Origin of the sequence: Sciscionella sediminilitoris (genome assembly GCF_000737195.2) — a bacterium.
Taxonomy (GTDB): Bacteria; Actinomycetota; Actinomycetes; order Mycobacteriales; family Pseudonocardiaceae; genus Sciscionella; species Sciscionella sediminilitoris.
Genome location: NZ_JALM01000076.1, coordinates 81,603 through 107,488 on the forward strand (window position 1 = coordinate 81,603; position 25,886 = coordinate 107,488).

Here is a 25,886-nt window from a genome sequence, read left to right on the forward strand (position 1 = left end):
CCCGCGTGTGGATTCCGGCACGATCTCAACTGGCCGAAACATCGCGGTAGCACTGGTTAACAACGCCCACCTAGCGTCGGAGGACACCGATGCCTGGAGGTGGGCCGTGGCCGATACGCATTGCCCCTACTGCGCGCTGCAGTGCCGGATGAGGATGGACGGCGCCCGGATCACGGCCGCCGAGGGCGGGCTGTGCCAGAAGGGCTGGACCGCGGCCGAGACACTGAACTCCGGGCAGCGGCTCAGGAATCCCTTGGTGCGCACCGGCGGCCGCCTGCGCCCGGCGAGCTGGGACAGCGCGCTGGACCTGATCGCCGAACGGCTCGCCACCCTGCGCGCCGCGCACGGACCGGATACGAACGCGGTGTTCGGCGGTGGCGGGCTCACCAACGAAAAGGCCTATCTGCTCGGGAAATTCGCCCGGCTCGCACTCGGTACCGCGCGGATCGACTACAACGGCCGGTTCTGCATGTCCGCCGCGGCGAAAGGGATGCGCAGGGCCTTCGGCATCGACCGGGGCCTGCCCTTCCCGCTCGCCGATCTGGGCGAGGCGGACGCGGTGCTGCTCATCGGCGCCAACCCGGCCGAGACGATGCCGCCCTTCCTGCGTTACCTGCGCGGGGCCCGGGAAAACGGCGGGCTGATCGTGGCGGATCCGCGCCGCACCGCGACCGCCGAACAGGCCACGCTGCATCTGGCCCCGGCCCCGGGTACCGATCTGGCCCTCGCACTCGGCATGCTGCACGCCGCGGTCACCGAAGGGCTGGTCGATCAGTCCTATGTGGACGACCGGACTGCCGGTTTCGAGGAAGCCTGGCGGATCGCGGCCGACTGGTGGCCGGAACGGGCCGAACTGGTCACCGGGGTCGCGGCGGCCGACCAGCGCCGCGCGGTCCGGATGCTCGCCGCCGCGGATCGTGCCTATGTGCTCACCGCGCGGGGCACCGAGCAGCATGCGGACGGCACGGCCACCGTGCACGCGTGGATCAACCTCGCGCTCGCGCTCGGTCTTCCCGGAACGCCAGGCAGCGGATTCGGTTGCCTCACCGGGCAGGGCAACGGCCAGGGCGGGCGCGAACACGGCCAGAAATCCGATCAGCTTCCCGGTTACCGGGACCTCGCCGATCCCGCGGCGCGCGCCCACATCGCCGGATTCTGGGGTATTTCCCCGGAACAGTTGCCCGCCCCGGGCCCCTCCGCCTATGAACTGCTGAACTCGCTGGGCACCGAGACCGGCCCGCGGTCCCTGCTGGTGTTCGGCAGCAATCCGGTGGTTTCCGCACCCGATGCGGCCCGGATCACCGGGAAACTCGCCGCGCTGGATTTCCTCGTGGTCGCCGATCTCGCCGTCTCGGCGACCGCCGAACTCGCCGATGTGGTGCTCCCGGTGACCCAGTGGGCCGAGGAAACCGGCACCATGACCAATCTCGAAGGCCGGGTCCTGTTACGCGCCCGCGCGGTGTCCCCGCCCGCGGGAGTGCGTTCCGATCTGGAGATCCTCGCCGCGCTGGCCCACCGGCTCGGCCAGCCGCGCGAACGTTTCCCTTCCGCGCCCGAGGATGTGTTCACCGAACTGCGCGCGGCCTCGGCCGGTGGTCCCGCCGACTACGCCGGGATCAGCTACCCGCGACTGCGTTCGGGTGCGGCACTGCACTGGCCGGTGCCGCACCCGGAGCACGCGGGCACACCCCGGCTGTTCCTGGAAGGCTTCGCCCATCCGGACGGGCGCGCGGTGTTCCATGCCGAGCCGTACACCGGTCCGGCGGAACCACCCGATACCGGCTTTCCCTTGCAGGCCACCACCGGGCGGATCCTGCGGCACTATCAGTCGGGCACCCAGACCAGGATGGTCCCCGAGCTCGCGGACTCGGTGCCCCGGGTGCACGTCGAGATGCATCCGGAGACGGCGCGGCGTGCCGGGCTGGCCGAGGGCGCACCGGCCCGGGTGAGTTCGCGGCGCGGTTCGGTGCTCGCCGAGGTGCGCTGTATCGAGTCGATGCGCCTGGATCTGGTGTTCCTGCCGTTCCACTTCCCCGGCGCCGAGCGGGCGAACCTGCTCACCGACGGAGTGCTGGATCCCGAGTGCGGGATGCCGGAGTTCAAGGTGTGCGCGGTGCGCCTGGATCCCGCCGGAGTGGCCGCATGAGCCCGCGTTCGGTGCTCGTGCTCGGTTACGGGATGGCGGCGGCACGGTTCGCCGAACAGGTCCGCAGGTCCGATCCGGACGGGGAACTGGTCCGGCTGACCGTGCTCGGCGCCGAGGACCGTCCCGCGTACAACCGGGTGCTGCTCTCCCCCGTGCTCGCGGGCAGCGTGCGCGCCGAACACCTCGCCCTGCATAGGGATTCCTGGCACCACCGGCGTGGCATCGCCGTGCGCACCGGCTGCGCGGCGGTCCGGATCGACCGCGCGGCCCGGATCGTGGAGTGCGCCGATGGCAGCAGCCACCACTACGACGAATTGGTCCTGGCCACCGGCGCCCGGCCGTGGCTGCCCCCGGTCGACGGACTGCGCGAGGAGGACGGCGCGCTCACCGAGGGAGTGCGGTGCCTGCGCACCCTCGCCGATACCGAGTACATCGTGGACCGTTCCCGCGGGGGCGGACCGATCGCGGTGCTCGGCGGGGGTGTGCTCGGCATCGAGGCCGCGCGAGCCCTTGCCCTACGCGGGAATCCGGTGACCGTGGTGCATCCGGCCGGTCATCCGATGCAGCGCCAGCTCGATCCGGAGGCGGGCCGGGTGCTCGGCAGGGTACTGTCCCGCCTCGGTGTCGAGGTCCGTCTCGAGGCGCGGGCACGGCGCTACCTGCCGGGCGATGGCCTCAAACTGGACGACGGCACCCTGGTACCCGCCGAACTGCTCGTGCTCGCGGCCGGAACCCGGCCCCGCACGGAACTGGCGCAGCAATCCGGGATCACGGTGGATTCCGGGATCCTGGTCGACGATCTGCTGCGCACCAACGATCCCCGGGTGCACGCGATCGGCGACTGCGCCCGCCACCCCGGAGCCGTTCCGGGCCTCGTGCAACCGGCCTACGAACAGGCCGACGCGCTCGCCGCCACCCTGACCGGGAATCCCGCACCGTACCGCGGAACCTCGGCGCCGACCCGGCTCAAGGCGGATGGGATCGAGCTGACCGCGTTCGGCGATTCCCTTGCCGGAACGGATGATCCCGCTGCCGAGGTGTGTGCCTTCAGCGATCCGGCCGGGGGCCGCTACGCGAAGCTCGTGGTGCGCGAGGACCGGGTGCACGGCGCGATCCTGCTCGGGTTCCCGGACGCCGCTGCGACGCTGGCCCAGTGCCATCACCGCGGTGTTCCGGTGCCCGAGGACCGGCTCCCGCTGCTGTTCGGCCGTGCCCTCCCTGGGTCCGCCGGCACCACGGCCGGTCCCGCCGATCTGCCGGGCGGATCCGTGGTGTGCCAGTGCAATTCGGTGACCAAGTCGGCACTGGTCAAGGCGTTCACCGCGGGCGCGCGCGGCACCAGGGGGCTGGCCGAGGCGACCAGGGCGAGCACCGGCTGCGGCGGTTGCCTCGGCGCGGTCGGCGGGATCGCGCGCTGGCTCGCCGAAAGCGAAGGAGAGGAAACCACCGATGAACTGGCTTCATGACTGGGATCCCGAGGACCGCGCGTTCTGGGAACGGACCGGGAAACGGATCGCGAACCGCAACCTGTGGTGCTCGGTCTTCGTCGAGCACATCGGCTTCTCGGTGTGGACACTGTGGTCGGTGTTCGTGCTGTTCCTCGGCCCGGAGTACGGGCTCTCGGCCGGGGACAAGTTCCTGCTCGTCTCACTGTCCTCGCTGGTCGGCGCGCTGCTGCGGATCCCGTACTCGCTCGCGGTTGCCAGGTTCGGCGGCCGGAACTGGACCGTGGTCAGCGCGGCCTCGCTGCTGATCCCGACCGTGTTCGCGGCGCTGGTGCTGCATCCGGGCACCCCGCTGTGGGTGTTCGCGCTGCTCGCCGCAGCAGGCGGGCTCGGTGGCGGGAACTTCGCCTCGGCGATGGCGAACATCAATTCCTTCTACCCGGAGCGCGCCAAGGGCTGGGCGCTCGGGATCGGCGCGGGCGGCGGAAATCTGGGTGTCGCGGTGATCCAGCTCCTCGCGCTCGGGGTACTCGCCATCGCGGGCACCGCGGCGGATCCGCGGCTGCTGCTGTGGATCTACATCCCGCTGATCGTGCTCGCCACCGGGCTCGCCGTGACCAGGATGGACAATATCGCCCGGGTGCGCGCGGAGGGCAACGCGATGCGCGAGGTGCTCCGGCACGGGCACACCTACCTGATCTCGCTGCTCTACATCGGCACCTTCGGCTCGTTCATCGGCTACAGTTTCGCCTTCGGACTGGTCCTGTCGAGCCAGTTCCAGCAGAGCGCGGTGCAGGCGGCGACGGTGACCTTCCTCGGCCCGCTGCTCGGTTCGCTTTCCCGGCCGCTCGGTGGCAGGCTCGCCGACCGGTTCGGCGGCGCGGTGATCAGTTTCGGCTGTTTCACGCTGCTGGCCGCCGCGACGGTACTGGTCCTGGCCGCCTCGGGCACCGGATCGCTCGGCGCCTACGTCTGCGGTTTCATCCTGCTGTTCGTGCTCTCCGGGATCGGCAACGGTTCGGTGTACAAGATGATCCCGGCGATCCACGCGAGTGCCGCGGACCGCGCGATCGGCGCGGGCGCGCCCGTGGCGGCCAGCCTGGCCACCGCGCGCAGGCACGCGAACGCGCTGATCGGGATCGCGGCCGCGGTCGGCGCGCTCGGCGGGGTGTTCATCAACCTCGCGTTCCGCGCCTCGTTCTCCGCCACCGGCTCGGGAGATCCCGCCTGCTACGGCTTTCTCGGCTGCTATCTGCTGTGCGCGCTGCTCACCTGGGCGGTCTATCTGCGCGGATCGGTAACACGGACGCAACCGCGGCGAAGCGGTGCCGACAAATCCGCACTGCACGCTGATCCGGAAGCCTTGGAGGTGCACTGAATGCGGTTGCTCATCATCGGGAACGGCATGGTGGCCCATCGCCTCGTCGAGGCGGTGCTCGCCGAACCCGGTCTCACGGACTGGCAGATCCTCGTGCTCGCCGAGGAGAACCGGCCCACCTACGACCGGGTCGCGCTCAGTTCCTATGTGGACAGCTGGGACCCGGCGGCGCTCACCCTGCCCGGTTCGGACTACGCCGGGCAGCACCGGGTCGAGCTGCGGCTCGGCGACCCGGTCGCGCACATCGACCGGGAACGCCGCGTGGTGACCACGGCCGCGGGTGCCGAGCACGGCTACGAGCAGCTGGTGTTCGCGACCGGATCCCGCCCCTTCGTTCCCCCGGTGCCCGGGCACGACCTGCCCGGTTGTTTCGTCTACCGCACCATCGACGACCTGGACGCGATCCGGGAGGCGGCGCTGGCCCGGCGGCCCGGCCGCAGCTCCGCGCTCGTGGTCGGCGGCGGCCTGCTCGGGCTCGAAGCGGCGAAGGCCTTGCGGGACATGGGGTTGTCCCCGCACGTGGTCGAGCTCGCCGACCGGTTGATGCCGGTGCAGATCGACGAGGGCGGGGCCGGGCTGCTGCGCGAGCTGATCACCGCGCTCGAGGTCACGGTGCACACCGGGACGGGAACCGAGGCGATCGAGCGGGATGGCGAACGGCTGCTTGCCAGGCTGGGCAACGGAACCGAACTGGACGTCGACCTCGTGGTCTGGGCCGCCGGGATCCGGCCACGTGATGAGCTCGCCACCGAATGCGGGCTCGAGCGCGGCGAACGCGGCGGAGTACGCACCGACGACGCCTGCCGCACCGGGGATCCGCGGGTCTGGGCGATCGGCGAGTGCGCCGCGGTCGATGGGAAGGTCTACGGACTGGTGGCACCCGGATACGCGATGGCCGAGGTGGTCGCGGCGAACCTCGCGGGGCAGCCGGCAAGCCTTCCCGAACCGGACACCGCGACCAAACTGAAACTGCTCGGCGTGGATGTGGCGAGTTTCGGGGACGCGCACGCCGCGAGCGAGGGCGCACTCGAGGTCGTGTTCGCCGACCGGGTCGCCGGAACCTACAAGAAGCTCGTGGTCTCCGACGATGCGCGCACCCTGCTCGGCGGGATCCTGGTCGGGGAGGCCGGGGAGTACGGCACCCTGCGCGCCCTGCTCGGCGCCGAACTGCCCGCCGAACCAGCGGCCCTGCTCGCCCCCGCGGCCGGCGGATCGGCCCTCGCGGGCCCCGACGCGCTGCCCGGCACCGCGCAGATCTGCACCTGCAACGCGGTCAGCAAGGCCGCGATCACCGGCGCGATCACCGAACAGGGCGCGGATTCGGTCGCCGCCATCAAGTCCTGCACCAAAGCGGGCACCTCCTGCGGTTCCTGTGTCCCGATGCTCGGCAAACTGCTCACCGGCTGCGGCGTCGTCCAGTCGAAGGCCCTGTGCGAGCACTTCGATGCCTCGCGCTCGGAACTGTTCGAGATCGTGGCGGCCACCGGAATCGGCACCTTCAGCGAGCTGATCTCCCGCTATGGCACCGGTTCGGGCTGCGCGGTGTGCAAACCGGCGGTCGCCTCCATCCTGGCCAGCCTCGGCAATGGGCACATCCTCGGCGGGGAGCAGGCCACCCTGCAGGACACCAACGACCGGTTCCTGGCGAACATGCAACGGAACGGAACCTATTCGGTGGTGCCCAGGATCCCCGGCGGGGAGATCACCCCGGAGAAGCTGATCGTTCTCGGTGAGATAGCCCGTGATTTCGGCCTGTACACCAAGATCACCGGCGGCCAGCGCATCGACATGTTCGGCGCGACCGTGGAGGATCTGCCGCTGATCTGGCACCGGCTCGTGGAGTCCGGCTTCGAATCCGGGCACGCCTACGGCAAGGCGCTGCGCACCGTGAAATCCTGTGTCGGCCAGACCTGGTGCCGCTACGGCGTGCAGGACAGCGTCGCGCTGGCGATCGAACTGGAGCTGCGCTACCGGGGGCTGCGTTCCCCGCACAAGCTCAAGGCCGGGGTCTCCGGATGTGCGCGGGAGTGCGCCGAGGCCCGCAGCAAGGACTTCGGCATCATCGCGACCGAGAACGGCTGGAACCTCTACGTCGGCGGCAACGGCGGGGCGAACCCCCGGCATGCCGAACTGCTCGTGTCCGATGTGGACCGTGCCGAGCTGATCCGGATAATCGACCGCTACTTGATGTTCTACATCCGCACCGCGGACCGCCTGCAGCGCACCGCGGCGTGGATCGAGGAGACCGAGGGCGGTGTCGAGCATCTGCGGGAGGTGATCGTGCGGGACAGCCTCGGCATCTGCGCGGACCTGGAGGAGGCCATGGCCGGGCACATCGAGCACTACCGTTGCGAATGGCGCGAGGTGCTCGAGGATCCCGAGAAACTGGGCCGGTTCGTGTCCTTCGTGAACGCACCGGGAACCCCCGAGCCGGGGATCTCCTTCCGTACCGAACGCGAACAGCGGGTACCCGTGGCCCTCGGCATTCCGGTGGTGGCGCGATGAACTGGATCCGTATCTGCCGGGCCGCGGAACTGCCGGACGGCGGCGGGCGTGCGGCGCTGCTCCCCGGACAGCGCAGCATCGCCGTGTTCCGCTACCGGGAAACCGAGTACTACGCGCTGTCCAATGTGGACCCGTTCAGCGGGGCACCGGTGCTCGCGCACGGCATCCTCGGCGATGCCGGTGGCGAACCGTTCGTCGCCTCCCCCATCTACAAACAGCGCTTCTCCCTGCGCACCGGGGTCTGCCTGGACGAGGAGGAGGTCGTCGTGGCCACCTTCGGGGTGCGCATCCGCGACGACCTGCTGTACGTGGGCGAATCCGCACTATCCCCCTTGGACGCGGTGCCGTGACCGGGCAGGTGCCGCCGCTCGCGGGGTTCTCCGTCGGGATCACCGCGGCACGCCGGGCCGAGGACCTCGGCGCCCTGCTCATCCGCAAGGGCGCGGAAGTCCACTATGGACCGGCGATCCGGATCGTCCCGCTCGCCGACGACACCGAGCTGCACGCCGCGACGCTGCGGTTGCTCGCCGAGCCGGTGGACACCGTCGTGGCCACGACCGGAATCGGGTTCCGCGGCTGGATCGAGGCGGCCGAGGGCTGGGGACTGAGCCAGGCACTGCTCGGCGCGCTCGCCGGCACCCGGGTGTTCGCGCGCGGCCCCAAGGCCACCGGTGCGGTGCGCGCCGCCGGGCTCGCCGAGGCGTACTCCCCCGAATCCGAGAGCAATGCCGAGGTGCTCGCCGAACTGCTCCAGTCCGGAGTGGACGGCCGCAGAATCGCGGTGCAACTGCACGGGAAACCGCTGCCCTACTTCGTGGAATCACTGCGCGCCGCCGGAGCGGAGGTCATCGAGATCCCGGTCTACCGCTGGGTCGGGCCCGCCGATCCACGGCAGCTGGACCGGCTGCTCGAACGCGCGCTCGGCGGTTGCGTGGACGCCCTGCTGTTCACCAGCGCCCCGGCCGCGGCGAGCACCATCGCCACCGCGAAGCGCACCGGGCGCCTGCCCGCACTGATCCGCGCCTTCGAGCGGCGGGTGCTGGCCGGTTGCGTCGGCCCGATCACCGCCGCACCGCTGGCCGCGCTCGGCATCCGCACCGTCACTCCGGAACGGGCTCGCATCGGTGCCCTCGCCCGTACCGTCGCCACCACCCTCAGCGAGAGCGCGCCCCGGCTGCGTGCCGCGCAGGGCCAGCTCGAACTGCGCGGGCAGGCCGCCCTGCTCGACGGGGATCTGCGCGAACTGCCGCCCGCTCCCATGGCCGTTCTGCGGGCGATGGCCACGCGCCCCGGTCAGGTCGTCTCCCGCAGGGCACTCGCGGCCGTGCTTCCGGGCCACGGCGAGGAACACGCCGTGGAGGCCGCGGTCGCCCGGTTACGCAGCGGACTCGGCAGCGGCGACCTGGTGCAGACCGTGGTCAAGCGCGGCTACCGGCTCTGTGTCAAGGAATCCAGCGCCGAGGAGGCGGACCGGACATGATCGTGCTCGCCGCGCATGGCACCCGTGATCCCGCCGGTGCCCACGCCATCGAACACCTCGCCGGGCAGGTGCGCGCGCACGGCGTGCCGGTCCGCGTCGCCTACGCCGATGTCCGCGAACCCAGCGTGACCACCGTGCTCACCGGGCTGCACGGGCAAGCCGCCCTCGTGGTGCCCGCCTTTCTCGCCGCCGGGTACCACGTGCGCGCCGACCTGCCCGCGCAGATCACCGCGAGCGGGCACCCCGCCACCCGGCTCACCGAGCCCCTGGGACCCGATCCCGCGCTGCTGCGCATCACCGCGCACCGGTTGCGGCACAACGGATTGCGCGCGGGCGACCAGATCGTGCTCGCCGCGGCCGGTTCCCGCGACCCGCAGGCGCTGGCCGAAGTGCGCCGCGCCGCGGGACAGCTCGCCCGGCTGCTCGGCGCTCCGGTACGGATCGGCTACCTCACCAGCGCAGAGCCCCGGCTTCCCGAACTGGTCCGGTCCCTGCCCGGCCGGGTGGTCGTGGCCTCCTGGCTGCTCGCGCCCGGACTGTTCCACCGGCGGGTGCGCGAGTGCGGCGCCGATTTCGTCACCGGCCCGCTGCTGCCGCACCCCGGGATCGCCGAACTGATCGTGCGCCGCTACACCGCCGCGCTCCCGCTCAGTCCGACGGCCGCACGTACCGGGTGATCAGCCTGCCGAGCAGCCGGGGCGCGAACCGGCGCGCCCGCCACAGCGCCCGGGTACCCGCGGCCGGGAACACGAACAGCGGAGCGCGCGGATCGGCGATCGCACGGTCCACGGCGTCGAGCACGCTCGCGGGATCGGCGCCCCGGCGCCCGCCGAGCACGGCGGGATCGGTGGCGCGCACCTGCTCGGCCAGTGGCGTCTCCACGTGATCCGGGCAGGGGCACAGGATCCGCACCCCGGTCCCCGCGGTCTCCTGCGCGAGCACCTCGCAGAACGCGGTGACGGCGAACTTCGAGGAGGAGTAGGCGGCCAGCCGCGGGGAAGGCAGCCACCCGGCGAGCGAGCCGAACACGACGAGGGTGCCCCGGCCGCGCTCGATCATTCCCGGCACGCACGCACGCGCCACGTGCACGGTGCCGAGGTAGTTGACCTCGAACACGCGGCGCAGGGTGTCCAGCGGCTGATCGAGTGCGCGGCCGATCCGGCATAGCCCGGCGGCGTGCACGACCAGTTCGACCGGGCCGAGTTCGGCGGTGACCGCGTCGACCGTGGCCCGGACGGCGGCTTCGTCGGTGACATCGCAGGAGTAGGCGCGCATCGCCGGTGCCCGCCGTACGGTTCCGGCGAGCCCGTCCGCGTCCAGGTCGACCGCGGCCACCGGGGTTCCCGCCGCGGCCAATCGCAGCGCGGCCAGCCTGCCGAGACCGCTCGCCGCACCGGTCACCAGTGCCGTCATCGGTGCCGTCATCACAGCACCTCCGCATCGCCGAAGCTCATCCGCATCCGGGCGATCCCGCTGCTGAACAGTGCCCTGCCTGGCAGCCCCATCCGGCGCAGTTCCGCGGCGACGGGATGCGCGCCGAGCCGCAGTACGGCCCCGCCCGGCCGTGCCCGCACCCCGGCGCCGTGCAACCGCCACGGAGTCCGGCGCAGTACCCCGTCCGCATACGTGTAAGCGTCGATCGAGGTTCCCGCTCCGCGAGCGGGAACGGGAACACCGGGCCGGATGAGGAGTTCCAGCACCCGCTCTCCTTCCAGGTGCACGGCGCAGCGGCCGGTGCCGCCGGAGAACCCCAGCTCGATATCGGCCATCTCCTTGGGGAAACCCCAGATGGAGCGCCCGGCCTCCAGGGTGAAGGACTGGTTGACCGGTAGCCAGTGGACGAACGCGCCGAGCCCGCGCCCGGCCGGGGAACGGATGAGGAACACCACGCCGAATTCGTGGTACGGCCCGAGATCCCCGTCCAGATAACGCACGAAGACCAGCGAGCACAGGGCACGGCCGGGCACCGGTTCGGCGGGCACCACCCCGGCATGGCCGAGCACCGAACGGACCACGCCCGCGCGCACCGCGAACACCGCCGTGCACGCGCTCGCGTCCCGGATCTCGACGGGCATGGTGATCCGCTCGCCCTGGATGAGGTGTTCGGTCATCCGCGTTCCTCCTCGCTCAGGTGCCGCCGCAGGAAGGCGAGCTGATGCTCGACCGCGGTCCGGTACCAGGACCGGCCGGGCAGCACGTCGAAGTGATCACAGGGGTAGTGCCGGACCTCGGCGCGCCCGGCGATCGCCGCCCTGGCCGCCGTGTGCGCGGGACTGCTCCGGTCCAGATCGGCGATCTGCACCAGCAGCGGGCAGCGGATCCGGGCCGCCTGCCGGATCGGCCGGTAGCGGCCGATCTCCACCCCCGCGAACGCGTCGATCTCGTTGCGCCAGCCGGGACCCGCGATCTGGGTGTACGCCTCGAACTGTCCGGGCAGGGAGAGCGCCGCGCCCGAACCGGGCGCCCCGGCAAGCGGCACCGGTGCGCCCGTCCGCCCGGCCAGCCGGGCCATCATGCCGCGCGCCGCGGTACGTGCCGCACGCCCCAGCCGCAGTGGCCGATCCTGGCGGGCCGCGTGTTTCGCGGCGGCCAGCCCGTCCACCATGGGAACGAGCGCGACGATGGCCGCCACCTCCTGGTCCCGCGCACCGGTGGCGAACACATGGCCACCGCCGAGGGAAACGCCCCACAGCACCACGCGCCGCGGATCCACTCCGTCCAGCCGGCGCGCCATGCCCACCGCGGCCCGGTAATCGGCGAGCTGTCCGGCGATGCGCACGGTCTGCCGGGGTCCACCGCCGCTGTCCCCGAAACCGCGGTAGTCGAAGGCGAGCACATCCAGCCCGGCAGCGGAGAACTCGGCGGCGAACGCGTCCAGCCCGCAGTCCCTCGTGGCGCCGAAACCGTGCGCCATCACCACACACGGCCGCCCCTTCCGGTCGCCCCCGCGCCACCAGCGGGCGGCGCATTCGGCGTCCCCGGAAGGGAAACGCAGGTCCGTTCCGGTCATCCGGGACCGCCGTAGATCGTCCGCAACCACACCGTCACCAGCCCTTCGCGCAGTTGTTCGCCGGAAAACGCCGAGTAGCCTCCCCGGGAGATCCGTTCCAGGGCGCGGTCGTTGAGCTCGAGCAGCACGGTGGCCAGCACCGCGGCATCCGGGCCCTCCGGCGCCCTCCCCGCGGCGCGCTCGTTCTCGATCAGCTCGGCGACCTGGGGGATGAACGATTCCCGGTCCCGGTCCCACAGTTCCCGCACGGTCTGATCGGCGTCCCTGGCCTCCAGCATCGCCCGGAACACGTGCCGGTGCTTGCCCCAGGCCTCGAACAGCCCGGCGATCGTGCGGCCGATGCGCTCCTCAGGGGAATCCTGTCCGGAAGCCAGCATGGTGCCCGCGGTGAACGCTTCCTGGTACATCTCGTCGCAGAGCGCGGCGACCGCGGTGGCCTTGTTGTCGAAGTAGAAGTAGAACGCCGAACGGGTCACCTCGGCCCGCCGCGAGATCTCCCGCACGTTGATCGAACCGAGGTCACCCTCACGCAGCAATTCGTCGAGCGCGCCGAGCAGTGCCCTGCGGCGCCGATCGCCGCGATTGGGTCCGCGACGGTCCAGGATCTGTTCCCTCACCCGGTTTTCCCTCCGAATACCACGGGGCCCAGCTCCCGCACCCGATTACGCCCCGCGGGCAGTTCCCGCGTACGGATGTCGTGCTCGTAGACGAAATAGTCGACCTGCTGGGTGTGCCGCGGCCGGTCACCGAAATGCGCCACGAACCGTTTCTCGTCCTCGGCGATGATCCGCCGCATCCGGTCCCGTTCCGGTGGCCGGTACACACCGGCGAGATAGGCGGCGAGCAACCGCGCCTGGCATTCCACGAACGGAAACAGCGTCGGGGTGGCCTGGGCGAAACCGATGAACGCGAGGTCCGGGATGTCCGGGCGGAACATCCGTTTGTACAGGGGAAGCCGATTGTCCGGGGCACTCAGGAACTCCGGATCGAAGAACGGGAACGAGATATCGTAACCGGTCGCGTAGACGACGGCGTCGAATTCCGCGCTCGTCCCGTCGGTGAACCGCACGCGGTCCCCGTCGAGCCGTTCGATATCGGGTTTCGCCGTGATGTCCCCGGAACCCAGCCGCAGCGGCAGTTCGTGCGACTGGGTGGGATGGGCCTCCAGGAAGTGGTGGTTCGGCGTGGGCAGGCCGAACCGCTCCGGGCGCCCGGTGAGCAGGACCGGGCTCTTCCGGAACAGCCGCCGCTGCCAGGAGAGCGGGAGATGCGGGCTGGTGGCGAACAACCGGTCCGCGGGAACACCGAGAATGTATTTCGGCACGATCCACGCACTGGAGCGCGTGGAGAGCACCACCGTATTGCCGAGGCTGCGCTGGGAGAGCTCCACCGCGATGTCCGCCGCGCTGTTGCCGATGCCGACAACGAGGATCCGTTTCCCGTGCAGCCGGAACGGATTATCCGGGTCGACATAGTGATGCGAGTGCATGCTCTTGCCGGTGAATTCCCCCGGGAAATCCGGCAATCGCGGGTCCCAGTGGTGCCCGTTCGCCACCACGAGGGCCTCGAAGAAATGCCGCTCCCCGTCTGCCGTGCGGATCTCCCAGCCGCCCCCGGGTAACCGGTGCGCCCGCGCCACTGTGGTGCGGAAGCGGATGTTCTCCTTCAGCGCGAAGGCCGCCGCGTAGTCCTCGAGGTACTCCTTGACCTGCGAGTGATGCGGGAAGTCCGGAAACCGTTCCGGCATCGGGAAGTCCGCGAACGACAGCCGGTGCTTCGAGGTATCGATGTGCAGCGAACGGTAGGCACTCGAATGCCCGTTGGGATTGCCGAACGCCCAGTTGCCGCCGATCCGGTCGGAGGACTCGAAACAGACGTAGGGCACACCGTAGTCCGACAACATCTTGCCCGCGCAGAGCCCGCTGAGCCCCGCCCCGATGATGCATGTCCGCGGTCCGGCCATGACGGACACCGTACGAGCGAATTTGACACGCGTCAATAATCACAGACAGGCGTCAGGCAGCGGCGGGGCGATGGCTGCCGCGCGCTCAGCAGTCGAACACCGACCAGCAGATCTCGTTGCGCAGTCGCTGATCGTCGAGCACGAGTTCGCGGATCTCGTCCGGTAGCTGCTCGCGCTGCCAGCGGCATTCCCGCTGCCCCGCGGCCGCGCTCTCCTCCCCCGGGACCGCGGCGCGGGCGGCCTTGATCGCATAGGCGGCGGCCCCGAGTTCGTGGGCGGCGACGTGCGCGACGGCCCCGGCCTGGCCCGCGGCGTAGGCGGCGTGCCGGGCCGCACCGCGCAGATCCCGTGCCGCGCCCATGGCGTGCCCGCCCGCCGCGCGAGCCTGCATCATCTTCACCTCACCACGCACCCAGGCGCGGGCGTGCTCGATCGCCGCGCGCGGTCGCGGATCCCCGGGCCGCACCGATTCGAACAGCTCGAGGACGTGTTCCGCGCAGGATGCCGCCCACAGCGCGAGAAGCCGGTGATCGGAATCCGTGAGCGTCCCGCCGCGGCGGATCGTCACGAAGCGGGGATCGCGTACCTTCGGAAGAATCACCACTGGCACGCTACCCGACCAGGAGGTCCGGCCATGGCCAGTAAATTCACCGAACTCGCGATCGACTGTGCCGATCCCGCGGGGCTCGCCCGGTTCTGGTGCGCGGTACTCGGTTACGAGGTGCGGGACGAGGACGAGGCCGACGGGGTCGTCATCATCGGCTCACCCACGGTCCCGGAAGGCAAGGACCGCCCCGGCCCGATCCCGCCGATGCTGACCTTCGCGCGGGTTCCCGAGGCGAAGAGCATCAAGAACAGGCTCCATCTCGACCTGAATCCGACCGATGCGGATCAGGCCGAGGAGGTCCACCGGCTGCTCGGACTGGGCGCGCGCCATGCCGATGTGGGACAGACCGGCGAGGAGTCCTGGGTCTGTCTCGCCGATCCGGAGGGCAACGAGTTCTGCGTGCTCGCCAGCCGCTGCCCCTGAAGAAGGACCTACTCGCCACCCATCGCCGACCGGTAGAGGGCCGCGAGCGGGGCATCGATGGGATGCGGGCGAGGTTTCCCCTCGGCATCGAGTTCGTTCCACCGCTGGCGGTTGATCGCGATCGCCATCTGCCGCATTCCGTCGGCGCGGGTCATGGTGATCGTGCCACCGCCCCACACCGATCCGTCGTGCCCCCAGAAGACGCCGTGCCCGGGAACCTCCTGGCGGTGCAGACCGAGCCCGTAGTCGATCATCGTCCCGTCGAGCGCGATGACCGGGACGGTGCGCCGCATCTGGTCGAGCAAGCCAGCACCGAGGAGGTCCCCGCCGAGCAGCATGCCGAAGAACCGGTTGAGGTCCGCGACGGTGGAGATCAGCGAAGCGGCGGGGCCCACCCAGGACATGTCGTAAACGCTGTACTCGTGCGGTGGTTCGAGCATGCCGAACCAGGATTCGTACAGCCGCGAATGAGGACCGTCGATCACGGTGCCGCTCGGCAGCACGGTGTGTTCGAGCCCCGCGCGGTCGATGACGTCCTCGGTGACGTACCGCTGCGCGGTGGTACCGGTGACCAGTTCCAGAATCCGGCACAGCAACAGGTAGTTGGTGTTGGAGTAGACGCCCGGTGTGCGGCCCGGGACACGGTCGGCCGGTGCCGCGAGCCCCATCGCGATCAGCTCCGCCGGATCGAATCGGGTGAACCGGTTGTCGTCCAGGCTGTCCGGCCGGGTGCGCGCCACGGCGGGAAACGCCTCGAGGGAAGGGAAAGCGGCGGGAAGGTAATCGGAAAGCCCGCTGGTGTGGTTGAGCAGCATCCGGACCGTGACAGCCGCTCCCCGCTGCCCGGGAACCAGCCGCGGCAGATAGTGCCCGATCGCCGTGTCGAGTCCGATCGCCCCACACTCGACCTGCCGGAGCACCGCGGCCGCCAGGAACGTCTTGCTCACGCTGCCGACCCGGTGCCGCATATCGGCGGTGACCGGGGCTCCGGTATCGAGATCGGCGAACCCCGCGGCACCCCGCCACACCTCGGCGCCGTCCCGGACTTCGCCGAACACGCCGGGAATTCCCGCCCGGTGCACCCGTTCCATTGCCGCGTTCAGCCGGACGGGATCGAGTCGCTTCGCCATGTCGCCCCTCAGCCGGTCACCCGTGGCGAGCGCGGCAGCCACAGCAGGACCACCGCGACGAGCCCCGCCACACAGGGCAGCACGCCGAGCCAGCCGATGACCGGCGGCACGCCGGTGTCCCCGGAGGTGTCCTTCACCACCGCGAGGTAGACGGCGGTGATCGTGCCGAGCACGAAGAGCGTGGCCGCTGCCCAGCGCGCCCAGGCCTTCCGTGCGCTCGCCGCCCAGATACTGCCTACCCAGCCGAGGACGCCGAGGGCCCCGACTACGGCAAGTACGGTCACATAAACACTGACGGCCGAATCGATCTGTGCCTGATCGGAACCGGGATACCCGGCCCGCACGTGCCCGGCGAGCAAACCCTTGGCGGCGAATGGAACCACCAGGGCGGTGACGGTGAGCACGAGGCCCGCGTACATCGTCCGGATCGCCGGGCGAACCGGAGAGGTTTCGCCGGGCGGGACTGTGCGAGTCATGAAGTCCCCTCTGTGTTTTACGCTGTAAAGACGATACGCCGAGCATAGCTTTACGACGTAAAACATGTCAACGCGGAGGAGCACGATGAACGCCAGCCGAAACCGCGGGCAGCACGCGGGCCTGGACGCCGGGACGATCCTGCGTGCCGCCATCGGCCTCGCCGACCGGGAAGGGCTGGCCGCGCTTTCCATGCGCAGGCTGGGCACCGAGCTCGGCGTCGAGGCGATGGCGCTGTACCACCACTTCCCCAACAAGGACGCCCTGCTCGACGGGGTGGTCGGGGAACTCGTCGCGGAGGCGGACGTGCCGGAGTTCGGGGGCGCGGACTGGCGGGACAATCTGCGCGTCTACACCCGGGCACGGTTCGACACGCTCGTCGCGCACCCGAACCTGATTCCGCTCACCCTCTCCCGGCCCGCGACGACCGAGGGGAATCTGCGCATCATGGAACGGGTGCTGCGCTCGCTGGAGAACGCCGGGTTCGAACCGCTGCGGGCACTGGACATGGTGTTCGCCCTCAACGGGCTGATCGTGATCAACGCCGCACTGCTGACGGGCATCGGCGATGCACCGGAACCGCATGGGGAGCCCGGCCAGACCGACCGGCTCGCCAGGTTGTCCCCGGAGAACTATCCGCTGCTCGTCGCGGCCGCCGAGGCGGGCGCCGGCCGCGGTCCGACGGCGCGCTTCGAGTTCGCCCTCGAAGCGCTGCTCGCCGGATTCGAACGCTGACCGCTCAGCGCGGCAGCCATTCCGGATCGGAGCTGCCCAGCCGGGGAGTCGTCCGCGCCCAGCGGGGCGCGGTCTCGGACATCCGGATGATCGGGCCGAGGCTCTTCAGATCGCCGTAGTGGGTTCCCGCATCGGTGACCGCGTACCGCTCGAACTCCTCGGGACGGAGCCGCCCCGGCGCGTCCTCGAAGTCACCGATCAATCCCTGGCGCTGCAGGAGCATCGAGGACTGGCTCAGCGAGACCTGCACCCGGTACGACCCGCCTTCGGTGGCACGGCGGGCCAAGGCGAGCATGGCACCGAAGCTGCCGAGGAAACCGGTGAGGAAATCGCACAGGTACACCGGGGTCAGCTGCGGCCTGCCCGCCCCGAGCGCGTTCCCCTGGACATCGCAGATTCCGGTGACCGCCTGGGCGATCTGGTCCCAGCCCGCCCGCGGCTCGAACGGTCCGCCCGAGCCGTAGCAGTCCACGCTCACGTACACCAGCCCCGGATGGTCCGCGGCGAGTTCCTCGGCCCCGAAACCGTGCGCCTCCAGGCGATGCGGGCGGTATCCCTCGAGGAACACATCCGTGTCCCGGGTGAGCTCGCGCAGCCGGGCGGCCTGGTCCGGCTTGGTGAAGTCCAGATAGGTGCTGCGCTTGCCGTGACTGGTGTCCCGCACGAACGGGGGCACCTGCGGCAGCTGCGGGGCGGTGACCATGAGGACATCGGCGCCATGCTCGGCCATGCTCAGCCCGGCGGTCGGACCGGCCAGGATGCGGGTGAGGTCGAGGACCCGGACCCCGGAGAGGGGTTCGCTGCCCTCGCGCAGCGGCATGGGCTCGCCATCCCCGATCTTGGTGATCTCCACGACCGGGCGCGAGGCGAGGTAGGCACCGTGCGGGTGGGCGAGCCATTCCGCCGCCGTGCGTACGATTCCGCCGCAGGCGCCCGCGTCCGCGATGGCGTCCTCGAGATCCTGGGCCTTCCACGCGCGGACCGCGGACCGCACCGAATCGGGAGTCGGCTCGCAGCCGAGCACATCCAGCACCCTGCGTTCCAGGTGCGGCAGATTGAAGTGCGGCACGAACCAGCGGTCGTCGGCGGTCTGCCATGGCTGGGTGAGCGAAACCATGTGCTCGACATCGGGGGAAAGCGGAGCCGGGCGGAACTCCCCCTGCTCGTCCCGGACGAGGGTCATGTCCTCACCGCCGAGGGCGGTGGCCGCCGCGGCTCGCACATCGACCCCGATCCGCTGACGGCGCCCGGTGCGCAACTCCCAGAGATCGTTCGCGGCCACCGCGCGCGCCGCGAGGGCATCGGCGAGGGTCGCCCCGATCCGGAACGGGGACACGAACAGCGGGTCCGATCCGCTGATCGTCACCTCGTCCTCGGCGGGCCGTGCTGTACCGCGAATCGCCATCAGTTCATCGAAAGCGCGGGGATCACTGCTCATCGTCATTTCCTTTCTCATCGATCAAGTTCGTCGTTGATCAGTCCGTCTTGGTGTCCACGACAATGCGGCCGGTACCGCGCCCGGCGAGGACCTCGGCGGCGGCATCCTGTGCCTCGGCGAGCGGGATCGTGTGCGTCACCGCGTCGAGCAGGTCCGGGTCGAGATCGCGGGCGAGCCGCTGCCACGCGGCCTCCCGGCGCTCGACCGGGGTGCGCACCGAGTCGATGCCGAGCAGTGAGATGCCCCGGAGAATGAAGGGCAGCACATTGCCCGGGTATTCGGCGCTCGCGGCGAGCCCGCAGGTGCTCGCGATGCCGGAGTGATGCAGTCCGGACAAGGCCCCGGCGAGGACCGTGCCGCCGACGGCGTCGATCACGCCCGCCCATCGCTGCCGGGCCAGCGGTTTGCCGCCCCCTTCGAGCTCGGCCCGGTCGAGCACACTGCTCGCGCCGAGCGCGGTGAGCCGATCGCCAAGCGATTCGGGACGGCCGGTCGCGGCGACCGGTTCGTAGCCGGAACCGGCGAGCAGCGCGAGGGCGATCGATCCGACACCACCACCGGCGCCGGTGACCAGGACCGGACCGGCGGCCGGGGTCAGGCCGTGCCGTTCCAGGGCGAGCAGGCTGAGCGCCGCGGTGAATCCGGCGGTGCCGATGGCCGCGGCGTACGCCGGGGTGAACGGTTCCGGTACCCGGACGAGATCGTCGCCGTGCACCACGGCGTGGGTGGCGAGCCCGCCGTGCAGCTCCTCCCCGAGCCCCGCGCCGTCCAGGGTCACGAGATCTCCGCGCTGCCAGCGCGGGTGCCGGGAGTCCAGGATTTCCCCGGTCACATCGATTCCCGGGATCAGCGGATACCGGCGGATCACCCCGGGCTTGCCGTGCAGAGCGAGCGCGTCCTTGTAGTTGACGCTGGAATAGTGCACCCGGATCGTGGTGTCCAGGTCATCCAGCATGCCGTGGTCGAGTTCTTCGAACCGGGCACGGCGGCCCTCGGCGGTGTCCCGGACGATCCAGCCGGTGAATGTCGTCATGTGCTTGACCTTTCTGTCGATGGCGGGGTCAGCTGAGTTCGCCGGTGAGGAACTGGGCGCGGCCCGCGCCGAAGGACCAGTCGGTGTCCTCGTTCTCGGTGATCGTCACGATCAGGTCGTCCCCGCTGATGCCGAGGCGGTCCCGCAGGTGCGCGGCGAGAAGTTCGTAGAGCTTCACCTTCTGCTCGCGGGTCCGGCGGCGGCTGACGAAGTGCAGGACGACCAGGTCCTTGCTGCGCGGATGACCGAGACCGGTGTCCAGGGCGCGGATCTCGCCCGGTTCGTGCTGGCTGACCAACTGGTAGCGGTCGGTTTCCGGCACTCCGAACGCTTCGACCTGAGCATCGTGGACGGCATCCAGGAGCGCATCCAGCTGTTCTGCGGTGCGGCCGCGCAGGACGTGCACGTTGACAAGGGGCATGATGGCGGGCTTTCCGTTCTACAGTGCGGTGGCGAGGTGGCCGAGAATCGCGGCGGCGGGCCCGGTGCGCGCGGATCGGTATCCGGTGCCCGCCCACAGGTGCATACGGCCGGTGTCCCCGGCCTGGCCCGCCCGGCGGCGCAGTTCCCTGGTGAGGTGGTGCACGGCCGGATAGGCGGTGATCGCCTCTCCCTGGTGCCGGTCGATGAACCCGTTGTGCAGTGCGCGGGCCGGTCGTCCGGTGAACGCGCGAGTGATCGTGGTGCCGGTGAATTCCGGTGCGGCGAGCGCATTCTTGTGCGCGGCCGAAGCACCGGACTCGTCCGCCCGCAGCAACAGGGTGCCGACCGCCACCGCCTGCGCGCCGCAGTGCACCAGTTCGCGCACCACACCGGGTCCGTCCACCCCACCGGCGGCGATGATGGGGAGTCCGGTCACCGTGCGCACCGAGCGCACCACCTCCGTGGTCGCGGCCTCGGTGATCGCCCGGTCCGGATCCCAGGTCCCGGAATGCCCACCGGCAGCGGGGCCTTGCACGACCACACCGTCCACACCGGACTCCTCGGCGGCGCGCGCTTCGGCGGGCGTGGTCACCGTGGCCAGTACCACGGTGCCGACCCGGCGCAGGGCCGCGATCTCCCCCGCTGCGGGCAGGGCGAAGGTGAACGACACCACCGGAACCGGGTTTTCGCGCAACAGCGCCAGTTTGTCCGCCCAGTGATCATCGTCCGAACGGGGCGCCGGATCGAGCTCGACCCCGTGGGCCGCCGCCTCGGGTTCGAGGGCTCGCGCATAGGCCGCGAACGCCGCCGTGTCGACCCGATCCGGCCCGGGGGCGAACAGATTCACCCCGAACGGGCTCCCCCACCCCCGGGCTGTGGCGATCTGCTCCGCGAGTGCCGCGGGCTTCTGGTAACCACCCGCGAGAAAGGCGAACCCACCGGCATCGGTGACCGCTTCGGCGAGTGCCGTGCTCGTCGGGCCACCGGCCATCGGTGCAGCCACGAGCGGAAGTTCGCTACCGAGTAACGACGAGCTGGTCATTTGGCGCCTCCTGGGGACTCTTCCTGACGTCTGCCTCGATTTCGACGTTAGGCAGGCGAGCGCGCCGAGGGAAATGCCGATGCCGAGCGATCTATGCACCCCATGCATAGATCGCCTACGATGGGGGTATGGAGGTGGAACTGCGGCATCTGCGGGCGTTCGTCGCGGTGGCGACCCAGCGCTCGTTCACGGCCGCGAGCCGCGAACTACTGATCACCCAGCCCGCCCTGACACGCACCATCCAACAGCTGGAGACCACGGTGCGGGCCCGACTGCTGGAGCGCACCTCACGCAGTGTCGAGCTCACCGACACCGGCGCGGAACTGCTCGAACGCCTGCGTGTGGTGCTGCACGACCTGGACGCCGCCCTGATCGCCGCCGGTGGCCGCGCCGGGCTGCGACTCGGTTTCCAGTGGGCACTGCCCGATCCGTGGATCAGCGAACTGCTCTCCGCGTTCGAAACCGCGACCGGTGCGAGCGTGACCCTGCTCCGCAGGGACGACATCGTCACCGCCCTGCATTCCGGGGATGTCGACGCCGCGCTGGTGCGCGCCCCGGTGCACGCTTCCGGCATCACCCAGACCGTGTTGTTCGAGGAAGACCGGGTCGCGGCCGTGTCCGCCGGATCGCCACTTGCCGCCCGCACCGAACTGGACTGGTCGGAACTGGCCGAGCATCCGCTGGTCGTCAACACCGTGAGCGGGGCGACAAGCGTCGACCTGTGGCCGCCCGAACACCGGCCGACGCAGGTGATCGAGTGCGGCAGCTACGACGAATGGCTCACCATCATCGCCGCGGGCCGCGGTGTCGGATCCACCACGACCTCGGCCGCCGAGGCGCACCTGCACGCGCGGGTCACCCATCTGCCACTCGACGGCGCACCGCCGGTCGCCCTGCGGCTGTTGTGGCCCACCCGCCGCAAGAACGACACCCTGCTGCGCCGGTTCAGCGAATTCGCCTCATCCGTGCGGTGAAACCGGGCCGTTCAGCAAAGTGTTGCTGTAGCAGCTGATCCAGCCGACCAGCGTGAGCCGATTCGCCCCGTCGAGGTTGTCCGGGGCGGCGAGCGCAGAGCAGAACAGCGATGCGGCACTGGCGTGCCCGAGCACGGCCTGCCAACGACGTCCGGCGCAAGCCGAGTTCGGGCCATCCGGCCCGGCCTCGACATTCTCATCGCCACCGATATCGACGCCGCACTCACCGCCGAAGGCGGCTGACAGCCCGAGGACGTCGAGCACCGGTGGAGCCGGGTGCTTTGCCGCGAGCTACTCGCCGACACCCCGGTTTCGCCGTGACTCGATAGGAACGAAGAACCACAGCAACAGGTACGCCAGCATCGACGGGCCCGGAACCGACCACGAGACGATGAACAGGACCCGCACCAGCGCCGGCGACCAGCCGAGGAATTCCGCCACACCACCGCAGACACCACCCACGAGATTGTGCTCTCGCGAACGGGTCAGCGTGCTGGCACGCACATTTCCTACCCGTCCGTAGTACTCGGTCACGACTCACCCTTTCCTGTGCTGACACCAAACCGGCACTGGGCGGGCACGGTAACACGCGTCCCCCCAGGCCTCCGCAATTGACCCTTCGCCATAGTCGAGAGTAACCTCATCTTATGGATAACACGCAAGTCTGCGTCGTCGGTGGCGGCCCGGCAGGCATGATGCTCGGACTTCTCCTGGCCAGATGCGATATCGACGTCACCGTTCTGGAGAAACACGGCGATTTCCTCCGGGACTTCCGTGGTGACACGGTCCATCCCTCGACCTTGCGGCTCCTCGACCAGTTGGAGCTGGGCGAGGAGTTCGCCGCCATCCCGCACACGAAGGTGCAAGCCATCGACTCCGTCTCCGTCGCGGACGGCCGCCGGGCGGTGCTGGGCGACCTGACCGGGCTGCGGACCCCGCACCCGTACATTTCCCTTGTCCCGCAATGGGATTTCCTGAACCTGCTGGCCGAAGCGGGAAAGCGCGAACCTCGGTTCGACCTGCGCATGAGCACCGAATGCACGGGCGTGATCCACAGGAACGGGAAGGTGACCGGTGTACGGACCAGCGAGGGCGACATCGCCGCACAGTTGGTCGTGGGCACCGACGGACGCTGGTCGACGGTACGTACGAGCGCGGGTATGCGCCCGTACGAAATTCCCACACCATCCGATTCCTGGATATTCCGGCTCGAACACCCCGAGGAACGGCTCGGCACACTCGAGGCTCGCACGCTGCGCGAACAGACCCTGACCGCGACACCGCGCCGGGACTACGTGCAGCTGGCCTACCGCGCTCCCAAGGGGCTGGATAACCGGCTTCGCACGGAGGGACTGGATTCCTTCCGCGAACGGGTCCGGGTGTTGATGCCGGAGTTCACCGAACAACTGCGCGGGCTGGAAACGATGGACGAAGTCAAGCATCTCAGTGTCCGCATCTCGCGCCTGCGCCGGTGGTTCGGCCGAGGCGTACTGTGCATCGGCGACGCTGCCCACGCCATGTCTCCCATGGGCGGGGTCGGGGTCAACCTCGCCGTGCAGGACGCCGTGGCCACTGCGCGGATATTGGCAAAACCCTTGCGGGACAACAAGCTGAGCCCTCGGAGCCTGGCGCTCGTCCAGGCGCGCCGGTACCTGCCTGCGGTGGTCGTCCAGGGTATCCAGCGCGCCATCGAAAGCAGGACCGATCACCGCGGGACCAGCGAAATCCGCGGGCCGTGGAAGACCGCGGTGAATTTCCTCTCCACCCGGCCCACCGCGATGGCCCGCTTACTGGCCGTCGGCCTGCAGGAGAACCCGCCACCGCCCGCCCGTAGATAAGAGGTTTCCATGAACCAGACCATTCTTCACACAGCCGAGGACCTGCTGAATGCGCGCGGTCTCGATCACCTCACCCTCCCCCACCTAACCGAGAAACTGGGATCGGAGCCGCCGTTCACCGACGACTCGGCGCTCCGGGCGGCACTGGTGGAGAAGCTCTTCACGGAGCATCCGTTCACCCCGTCGCGGTCCTCGCTTGCCGAGCATCTTCGGGAGACGGCCGCCGGGAATCGCCGGATCATGCTCGGCTGCCGGGACGGCGCCCGGCTGGTGTCCGAGTATTTCGCGCGGTCCACTGCCGCCATGGCAGTGTTCGCGAATTCACTGTCCTTTCTCACCGGGGCCGGATTCGGGAGACACGAGGCCGCGCTCGTGCTCGACACGCTGTACTCATACATCAGCGGATTCGTGGCGACCGAGCAGATCAAATACGGTTTCCCCCGGTCGCGTGAGTCCCAGCACGATCGCGAGGAACACTTCCGGAAGGCCACCGAGCTGATCGCATCCGGGGCACGGGCCATGAAGGTACGGAGCGGCGATGCGTGACACCTATTCGTTCGAACTCGCCGGTACCACCCGGGCTCCGATAGAACGTGCATTCGAGGCGGTCGCGGATCCCGCGCAATGGGAGAGGTGGGCACGGCCCGTCGTCCGGCGCGCCGTGCTCAGCAGGGCCGGCCATCCGGAGAGATTCGGCGCCGGAGCGGTCCGGGCCATGGGACCACTCCGCCATGGTCCGGCACCGATCAGGGAAAGAATCCTGGAGTACAGCAGGAACGAATCCATTGTCTACAGCCAGGAACCTCCCGTCCCGTTCCGGACCAATCACGGGGAGATCCACTTCAGGAAGAAAACCTGCGGCACCGAAATACGCTGGACTTGCCGCTTCGCCGAGCTGATTCCCGGATCGGGACCGGTACTCCGATACCTCCTTGCCAAATTCGTGGGTTTCCTGCACGGCCGGCTGATCGAATACCTGGACGCCGAGCACCCCGCGTGCACCGAGGCGGTCAGCTAGTTCAGCTCCCCCGGTACGAGAGCACCGATGAGGAACGCATCCATTGCGCGTGCCGGTATCCGAGCCGCCCCCGGGTCGCCACCACGAGCCCCAACGCCACCACCCCACGGCCGATGAGGGTCGCGTGCCAGAGCATCGCGATCAGCACCGCGCCCCCGGTGCGGTTCACCAGCCAGCTCATCACGATGCTCGTCGCTGTCGAAGACAGCGGCAGGACCACGAACATGATCAACGGATCGGCATCGCCACGCGACCACTCCGTGAAGAACAGTGGCCAATGCCAGATCGCCCACCCGCACCGAGCACCACCGAGGCGGCCAACGGGCCGAACCGATCCTGCAGCCGGGGCAGCGCGAAACCCGCTAACCCGGTTCCTTGGCGATCCCGGTGATCCCGGTGATCCCGGTGATCAGCACCGGCGGCCCGAGGAGCACGATCGCGTACCACTACCAGCTGAATCGCCACCGCAACAGACCACGTAGCCACACCCGCGCTCCAGCGCGGCCGCGCACGATCCGGGTCACGATCAGCGCCGAACCCAACAGGCCCAGGTAGCCGCCCCGGCACGATGCCGAGAAACTGCCCCGTGCCGAGTCCCCTCGGAAAGCGAAACGCCAACACGGCCGCCGCTCTCCGAGAGCAGATAGGGCACACAGCTCAGCCCGCAGGAAAGCAGAAAGAACGCGAACACCGGCGCGAGCGCACGAACCCGAGGAACCCGCCTTCGGACACCGCGCGACCGATCATGATGCCCCATGGTCCTTCGTCACCGCCCCACAGTCCTTGGGGTGCGCACCCTTTTCCGGGCTCTGTCGCACTTTTCG

The 25,886-nt window shown here is 69.9% G+C and carries 28 protein-coding genes; 13 read left to right on the forward strand and 15 right to left on the reverse strand.

The features are described 5' to 3' along the window. The first annotated feature begins 148 nt into the window (after positions 1-148). Genes AD72_RS26585 through AD72_RS26615 form a run of 7 tightly spaced genes read left to right on the forward strand, consistent with a single transcriptional unit; the run spans position 149 to position 9,631 of the window. Positions 149-2,146 (forward strand): molybdopterin oxidoreductase family protein, encoded by a 1,998-nt coding sequence (locus AD72_RS26585; RefSeq protein ID WP_051899046.1) that lies wholly within the window; start codon positions 149-151, stop codon positions 2,144-2,146. Continuing rightward, the gene (locus AD72_RS26590) at positions 2,143-3,612 is read left to right on the forward strand and encodes an FAD-dependent oxidoreductase (RefSeq protein ID WP_037347404.1); all 1,470 of its coding nucleotides are present in this window, start codon (positions 2,143-2,145) and stop codon (positions 3,610-3,612) included. Before AD72_RS26585 ends, AD72_RS26590 begins: the two co-directional genes overlap by 4 nt. Further along, on the forward strand, positions 3,596-4,969 hold the full coding sequence (locus AD72_RS26595; protein ID WP_051899047.1) for an MFS transporter: 1,374 nt from the start codon (positions 3,596-3,598) through the stop codon (positions 4,967-4,969). The genes AD72_RS26590 and AD72_RS26595 overlap by 17 nt, the downstream gene beginning before the upstream one ends. Then, a complete protein-coding gene (gene nirB, locus AD72_RS26600) occupies positions 4,970-7,474 on the forward strand; it encodes a nitrite reductase large subunit NirB (RefSeq protein WP_031469337.1) in 2,505 nt (834 codons plus the stop codon). Further along, positions 7,471-7,824, forward strand: a complete 354-nt coding sequence (gene nirD / locus AD72_RS26605) for a nitrite reductase small subunit NirD (protein WP_051899048.1) — start codon at positions 7,471-7,473, stop codon at positions 7,822-7,824. The genes nirB and nirD overlap by 4 nt, the downstream gene beginning before the upstream one ends. Next, positions 7,821-8,954 (forward strand): uroporphyrinogen-III synthase, encoded by a 1,134-nt coding sequence (locus tag AD72_RS26610; protein ID WP_031469339.1) that lies wholly within the window; start codon positions 7,821-7,823, stop codon positions 8,952-8,954. Before nirD ends, AD72_RS26610 begins: the two co-directional genes overlap by 4 nt. Further along, positions 8,951-9,631 carry a sirohydrochlorin chelatase gene (locus tag AD72_RS26615; RefSeq protein ID WP_031469340.1) on the forward strand — a complete coding sequence of 227 codons (681 nt, stop codon included), beginning with the start codon at positions 8,951-8,953 and terminating at the stop codon, positions 9,629-9,631. Before AD72_RS26610 ends, AD72_RS26615 begins: the two co-directional genes overlap by 4 nt. On the opposite strand, the gene AD72_RS26620 is transcribed toward AD72_RS26615, so the two are convergent. From AD72_RS26620 to AD72_RS26645, 6 genes are all read right to left on the reverse strand, one after another. After that, positions 9,603-10,379 carry an SDR family NAD(P)-dependent oxidoreductase gene (locus tag AD72_RS26620; protein WP_231644970.1) on the reverse strand — a complete coding sequence of 259 codons (777 nt, stop codon included), beginning with the start codon at positions 10,377-10,379 and terminating at the stop codon, positions 9,603-9,605. The two genes, AD72_RS26615 and AD72_RS26620, sit on opposite strands and share 29 nt — an antisense overlap. Next, the gene (locus AD72_RS26625; RefSeq protein WP_031469342.1) at positions 10,379-11,065 is read right to left on the reverse strand and encodes an acetoacetate decarboxylase family protein; all 687 of its coding nucleotides are present in this window, start codon (positions 11,063-11,065) and stop codon (positions 10,379-10,381) included. Before AD72_RS26625 ends, AD72_RS26620 begins: the two co-directional genes overlap by 1 nt. Then, the gene (locus AD72_RS26630) at positions 11,062-11,964 is read right to left on the reverse strand and encodes an alpha/beta hydrolase (protein ID WP_031469343.1); all 903 of its coding nucleotides are present in this window, start codon (positions 11,962-11,964) and stop codon (positions 11,062-11,064) included. The genes AD72_RS26625 and AD72_RS26630 overlap by 4 nt, the downstream gene beginning before the upstream one ends. After that, complete coding sequence (locus tag AD72_RS26635; RefSeq protein ID WP_031469344.1) at positions 11,961-12,581, reverse strand: TetR/AcrR family transcriptional regulator; 621 nt, start codon at positions 12,579-12,581, stop codon at positions 11,961-11,963. The genes AD72_RS26630 and AD72_RS26635 overlap by 4 nt, the downstream gene beginning before the upstream one ends. Further along, a complete protein-coding gene (locus tag AD72_RS26640) occupies positions 12,578-13,927 on the reverse strand; it encodes a flavin-containing monooxygenase (RefSeq protein WP_031469345.1) in 1,350 nt (449 codons plus the stop codon). The genes AD72_RS26635 and AD72_RS26640 overlap by 4 nt, the downstream gene beginning before the upstream one ends. Positions 13,928-14,012: 85 nt before the next feature. Further along, on the reverse strand, positions 14,013-14,528 hold the full coding sequence (locus tag AD72_RS26645; RefSeq protein ID WP_031469346.1) for a putative immunity protein: 516 nt from the start codon (positions 14,526-14,528) through the stop codon (positions 14,013-14,015). A 33-nt stretch (positions 14,529-14,561) separates the two neighbouring features. On the opposite strand from AD72_RS26645, the gene AD72_RS26650 reads away from it, so the two are divergent. Next, the gene (locus tag AD72_RS26650; RefSeq protein ID WP_031469347.1) at positions 14,562-14,957 is read left to right on the forward strand and encodes a VOC family protein; all 396 of its coding nucleotides are present in this window, start codon (positions 14,562-14,564) and stop codon (positions 14,955-14,957) included. An 8-nt stretch (positions 14,958-14,965) separates the two neighbouring features. Here the strand turns inward: AD72_RS26650 and AD72_RS26655 are convergent, their stop codons facing one another. Together AD72_RS26655 and AD72_RS26660 are read right to left on the reverse strand one after the other, a co-directional pair. Then, complete coding sequence (locus AD72_RS26655; RefSeq protein ID WP_031469348.1) at positions 14,966-16,087, reverse strand: serine hydrolase domain-containing protein; 1,122 nt, start codon at positions 16,085-16,087, stop codon at positions 14,966-14,968. Between the two features lie 8 nt (positions 16,088-16,095). After that, positions 16,096-16,563 carry a hypothetical protein gene (locus AD72_RS26660; protein WP_197285081.1) on the reverse strand — a complete coding sequence of 156 codons (468 nt, stop codon included), beginning with the start codon at positions 16,561-16,563 and terminating at the stop codon, positions 16,096-16,098. Positions 16,564-16,648: 85 nt separating this feature from the next. On the opposite strand from AD72_RS26660, the gene AD72_RS26665 reads away from it, so the two are divergent. After that, positions 16,649-17,296 (forward strand): TetR/AcrR family transcriptional regulator, encoded by a 648-nt coding sequence (locus AD72_RS26665; RefSeq protein WP_031469350.1) that lies wholly within the window; start codon positions 16,649-16,651, stop codon positions 17,294-17,296. Between the two features lie 4 nt (positions 17,297-17,300). Here the strand turns inward: AD72_RS26665 and AD72_RS26670 are convergent, their stop codons facing one another. From AD72_RS26670 to AD72_RS26685, 4 genes are read right to left on the reverse strand one after another with little or no spacing between them, the layout of a single operon-like run. Then, a complete protein-coding gene (locus tag AD72_RS26670; protein WP_031469351.1) occupies positions 17,301-18,734 on the reverse strand; it encodes a CoA transferase in 1,434 nt (477 codons plus the stop codon). A 37-nt stretch (positions 18,735-18,771) separates the two neighbouring features. Continuing rightward, positions 18,772-19,767 carry an MDR family oxidoreductase gene (locus AD72_RS26675; protein WP_031469352.1) on the reverse strand — a complete coding sequence of 332 codons (996 nt, stop codon included), beginning with the start codon at positions 19,765-19,767 and terminating at the stop codon, positions 18,772-18,774. Positions 19,768-19,795: 28 nt separating this feature from the next. Then, a complete protein-coding gene (locus AD72_RS26680; RefSeq protein WP_031469353.1) occupies positions 19,796-20,188 on the reverse strand; it encodes a tautomerase family protein in 393 nt (130 codons plus the stop codon). A gap of 18 nt (positions 20,189-20,206) precedes the next feature. Continuing rightward, on the reverse strand, positions 20,207-21,232 hold the full coding sequence (locus AD72_RS26685) for an NAD(P)H-dependent flavin oxidoreductase (protein ID WP_031469354.1): 1,026 nt from the start codon (positions 21,230-21,232) through the stop codon (positions 20,207-20,209). Positions 21,233-21,360: 128 nt separating this feature from the next. On the opposite strand from AD72_RS26685, the gene AD72_RS26690 reads away from it, so the two are divergent. Beyond that, a complete protein-coding gene (locus tag AD72_RS26690; RefSeq protein WP_031469355.1) occupies positions 21,361-22,206 on the forward strand; it encodes a LysR family transcriptional regulator in 846 nt (281 codons plus the stop codon). Here AD72_RS26690 and AD72_RS26695 read toward each other — a convergent pair. Together AD72_RS26695 and AD72_RS26700 are read right to left on the reverse strand one after the other, a co-directional pair. Further along, the gene (locus AD72_RS26695) at positions 22,192-22,470 is read right to left on the reverse strand and encodes a hypothetical protein (RefSeq protein ID WP_031469356.1); all 279 of its coding nucleotides are present in this window, start codon (positions 22,468-22,470) and stop codon (positions 22,192-22,194) included. The genes AD72_RS26690 and AD72_RS26695 overlap by 15 nt on opposite strands. Before the next feature lie 27 nt (positions 22,471-22,497). Next, a complete protein-coding gene (locus AD72_RS26700; protein ID WP_231644971.1) occupies positions 22,498-22,740 on the reverse strand; it encodes a PspC domain-containing protein in 243 nt (80 codons plus the stop codon). 113 nt (positions 22,741-22,853) lie between these two features. On the opposite strand from AD72_RS26700, the gene AD72_RS26705 reads away from it, so the two are divergent. The 3 genes from AD72_RS26705 to AD72_RS26715 are packed head-to-tail and all read left to right on the forward strand — an operon-like array spanning position 22,854 to position 25,062. Next, positions 22,854-24,044 (forward strand): FAD-dependent oxidoreductase, encoded by a 1,191-nt coding sequence (locus AD72_RS26705; protein WP_031469358.1) that lies wholly within the window; start codon positions 22,854-22,856, stop codon positions 24,042-24,044. A 9-nt stretch (positions 24,045-24,053) separates the two neighbouring features. Then, positions 24,054-24,590 carry a TetR/AcrR family transcriptional regulator C-terminal domain-containing protein gene (locus tag AD72_RS26710; protein WP_031469359.1) on the forward strand — a complete coding sequence of 179 codons (537 nt, stop codon included), beginning with the start codon at positions 24,054-24,056 and terminating at the stop codon, positions 24,588-24,590. Continuing rightward, positions 24,583-25,062, forward strand: a complete 480-nt coding sequence (locus tag AD72_RS26715) for an SRPBCC family protein (protein WP_031469360.1) — start codon at positions 24,583-24,585, stop codon at positions 25,060-25,062. Before AD72_RS26710 ends, AD72_RS26715 begins: the two co-directional genes overlap by 8 nt. A 1-nt stretch (position 25,063) precedes the next feature. Here the strand turns inward: AD72_RS26715 and AD72_RS26720 are convergent, their stop codons facing one another. Further along, positions 25,064-25,243, reverse strand: a complete 180-nt coding sequence (locus AD72_RS26720; protein WP_156365383.1) for a hypothetical protein — start codon at positions 25,241-25,243, stop codon at positions 25,064-25,066. Positions 25,244-25,886: the final 643 nt, after the last annotated feature.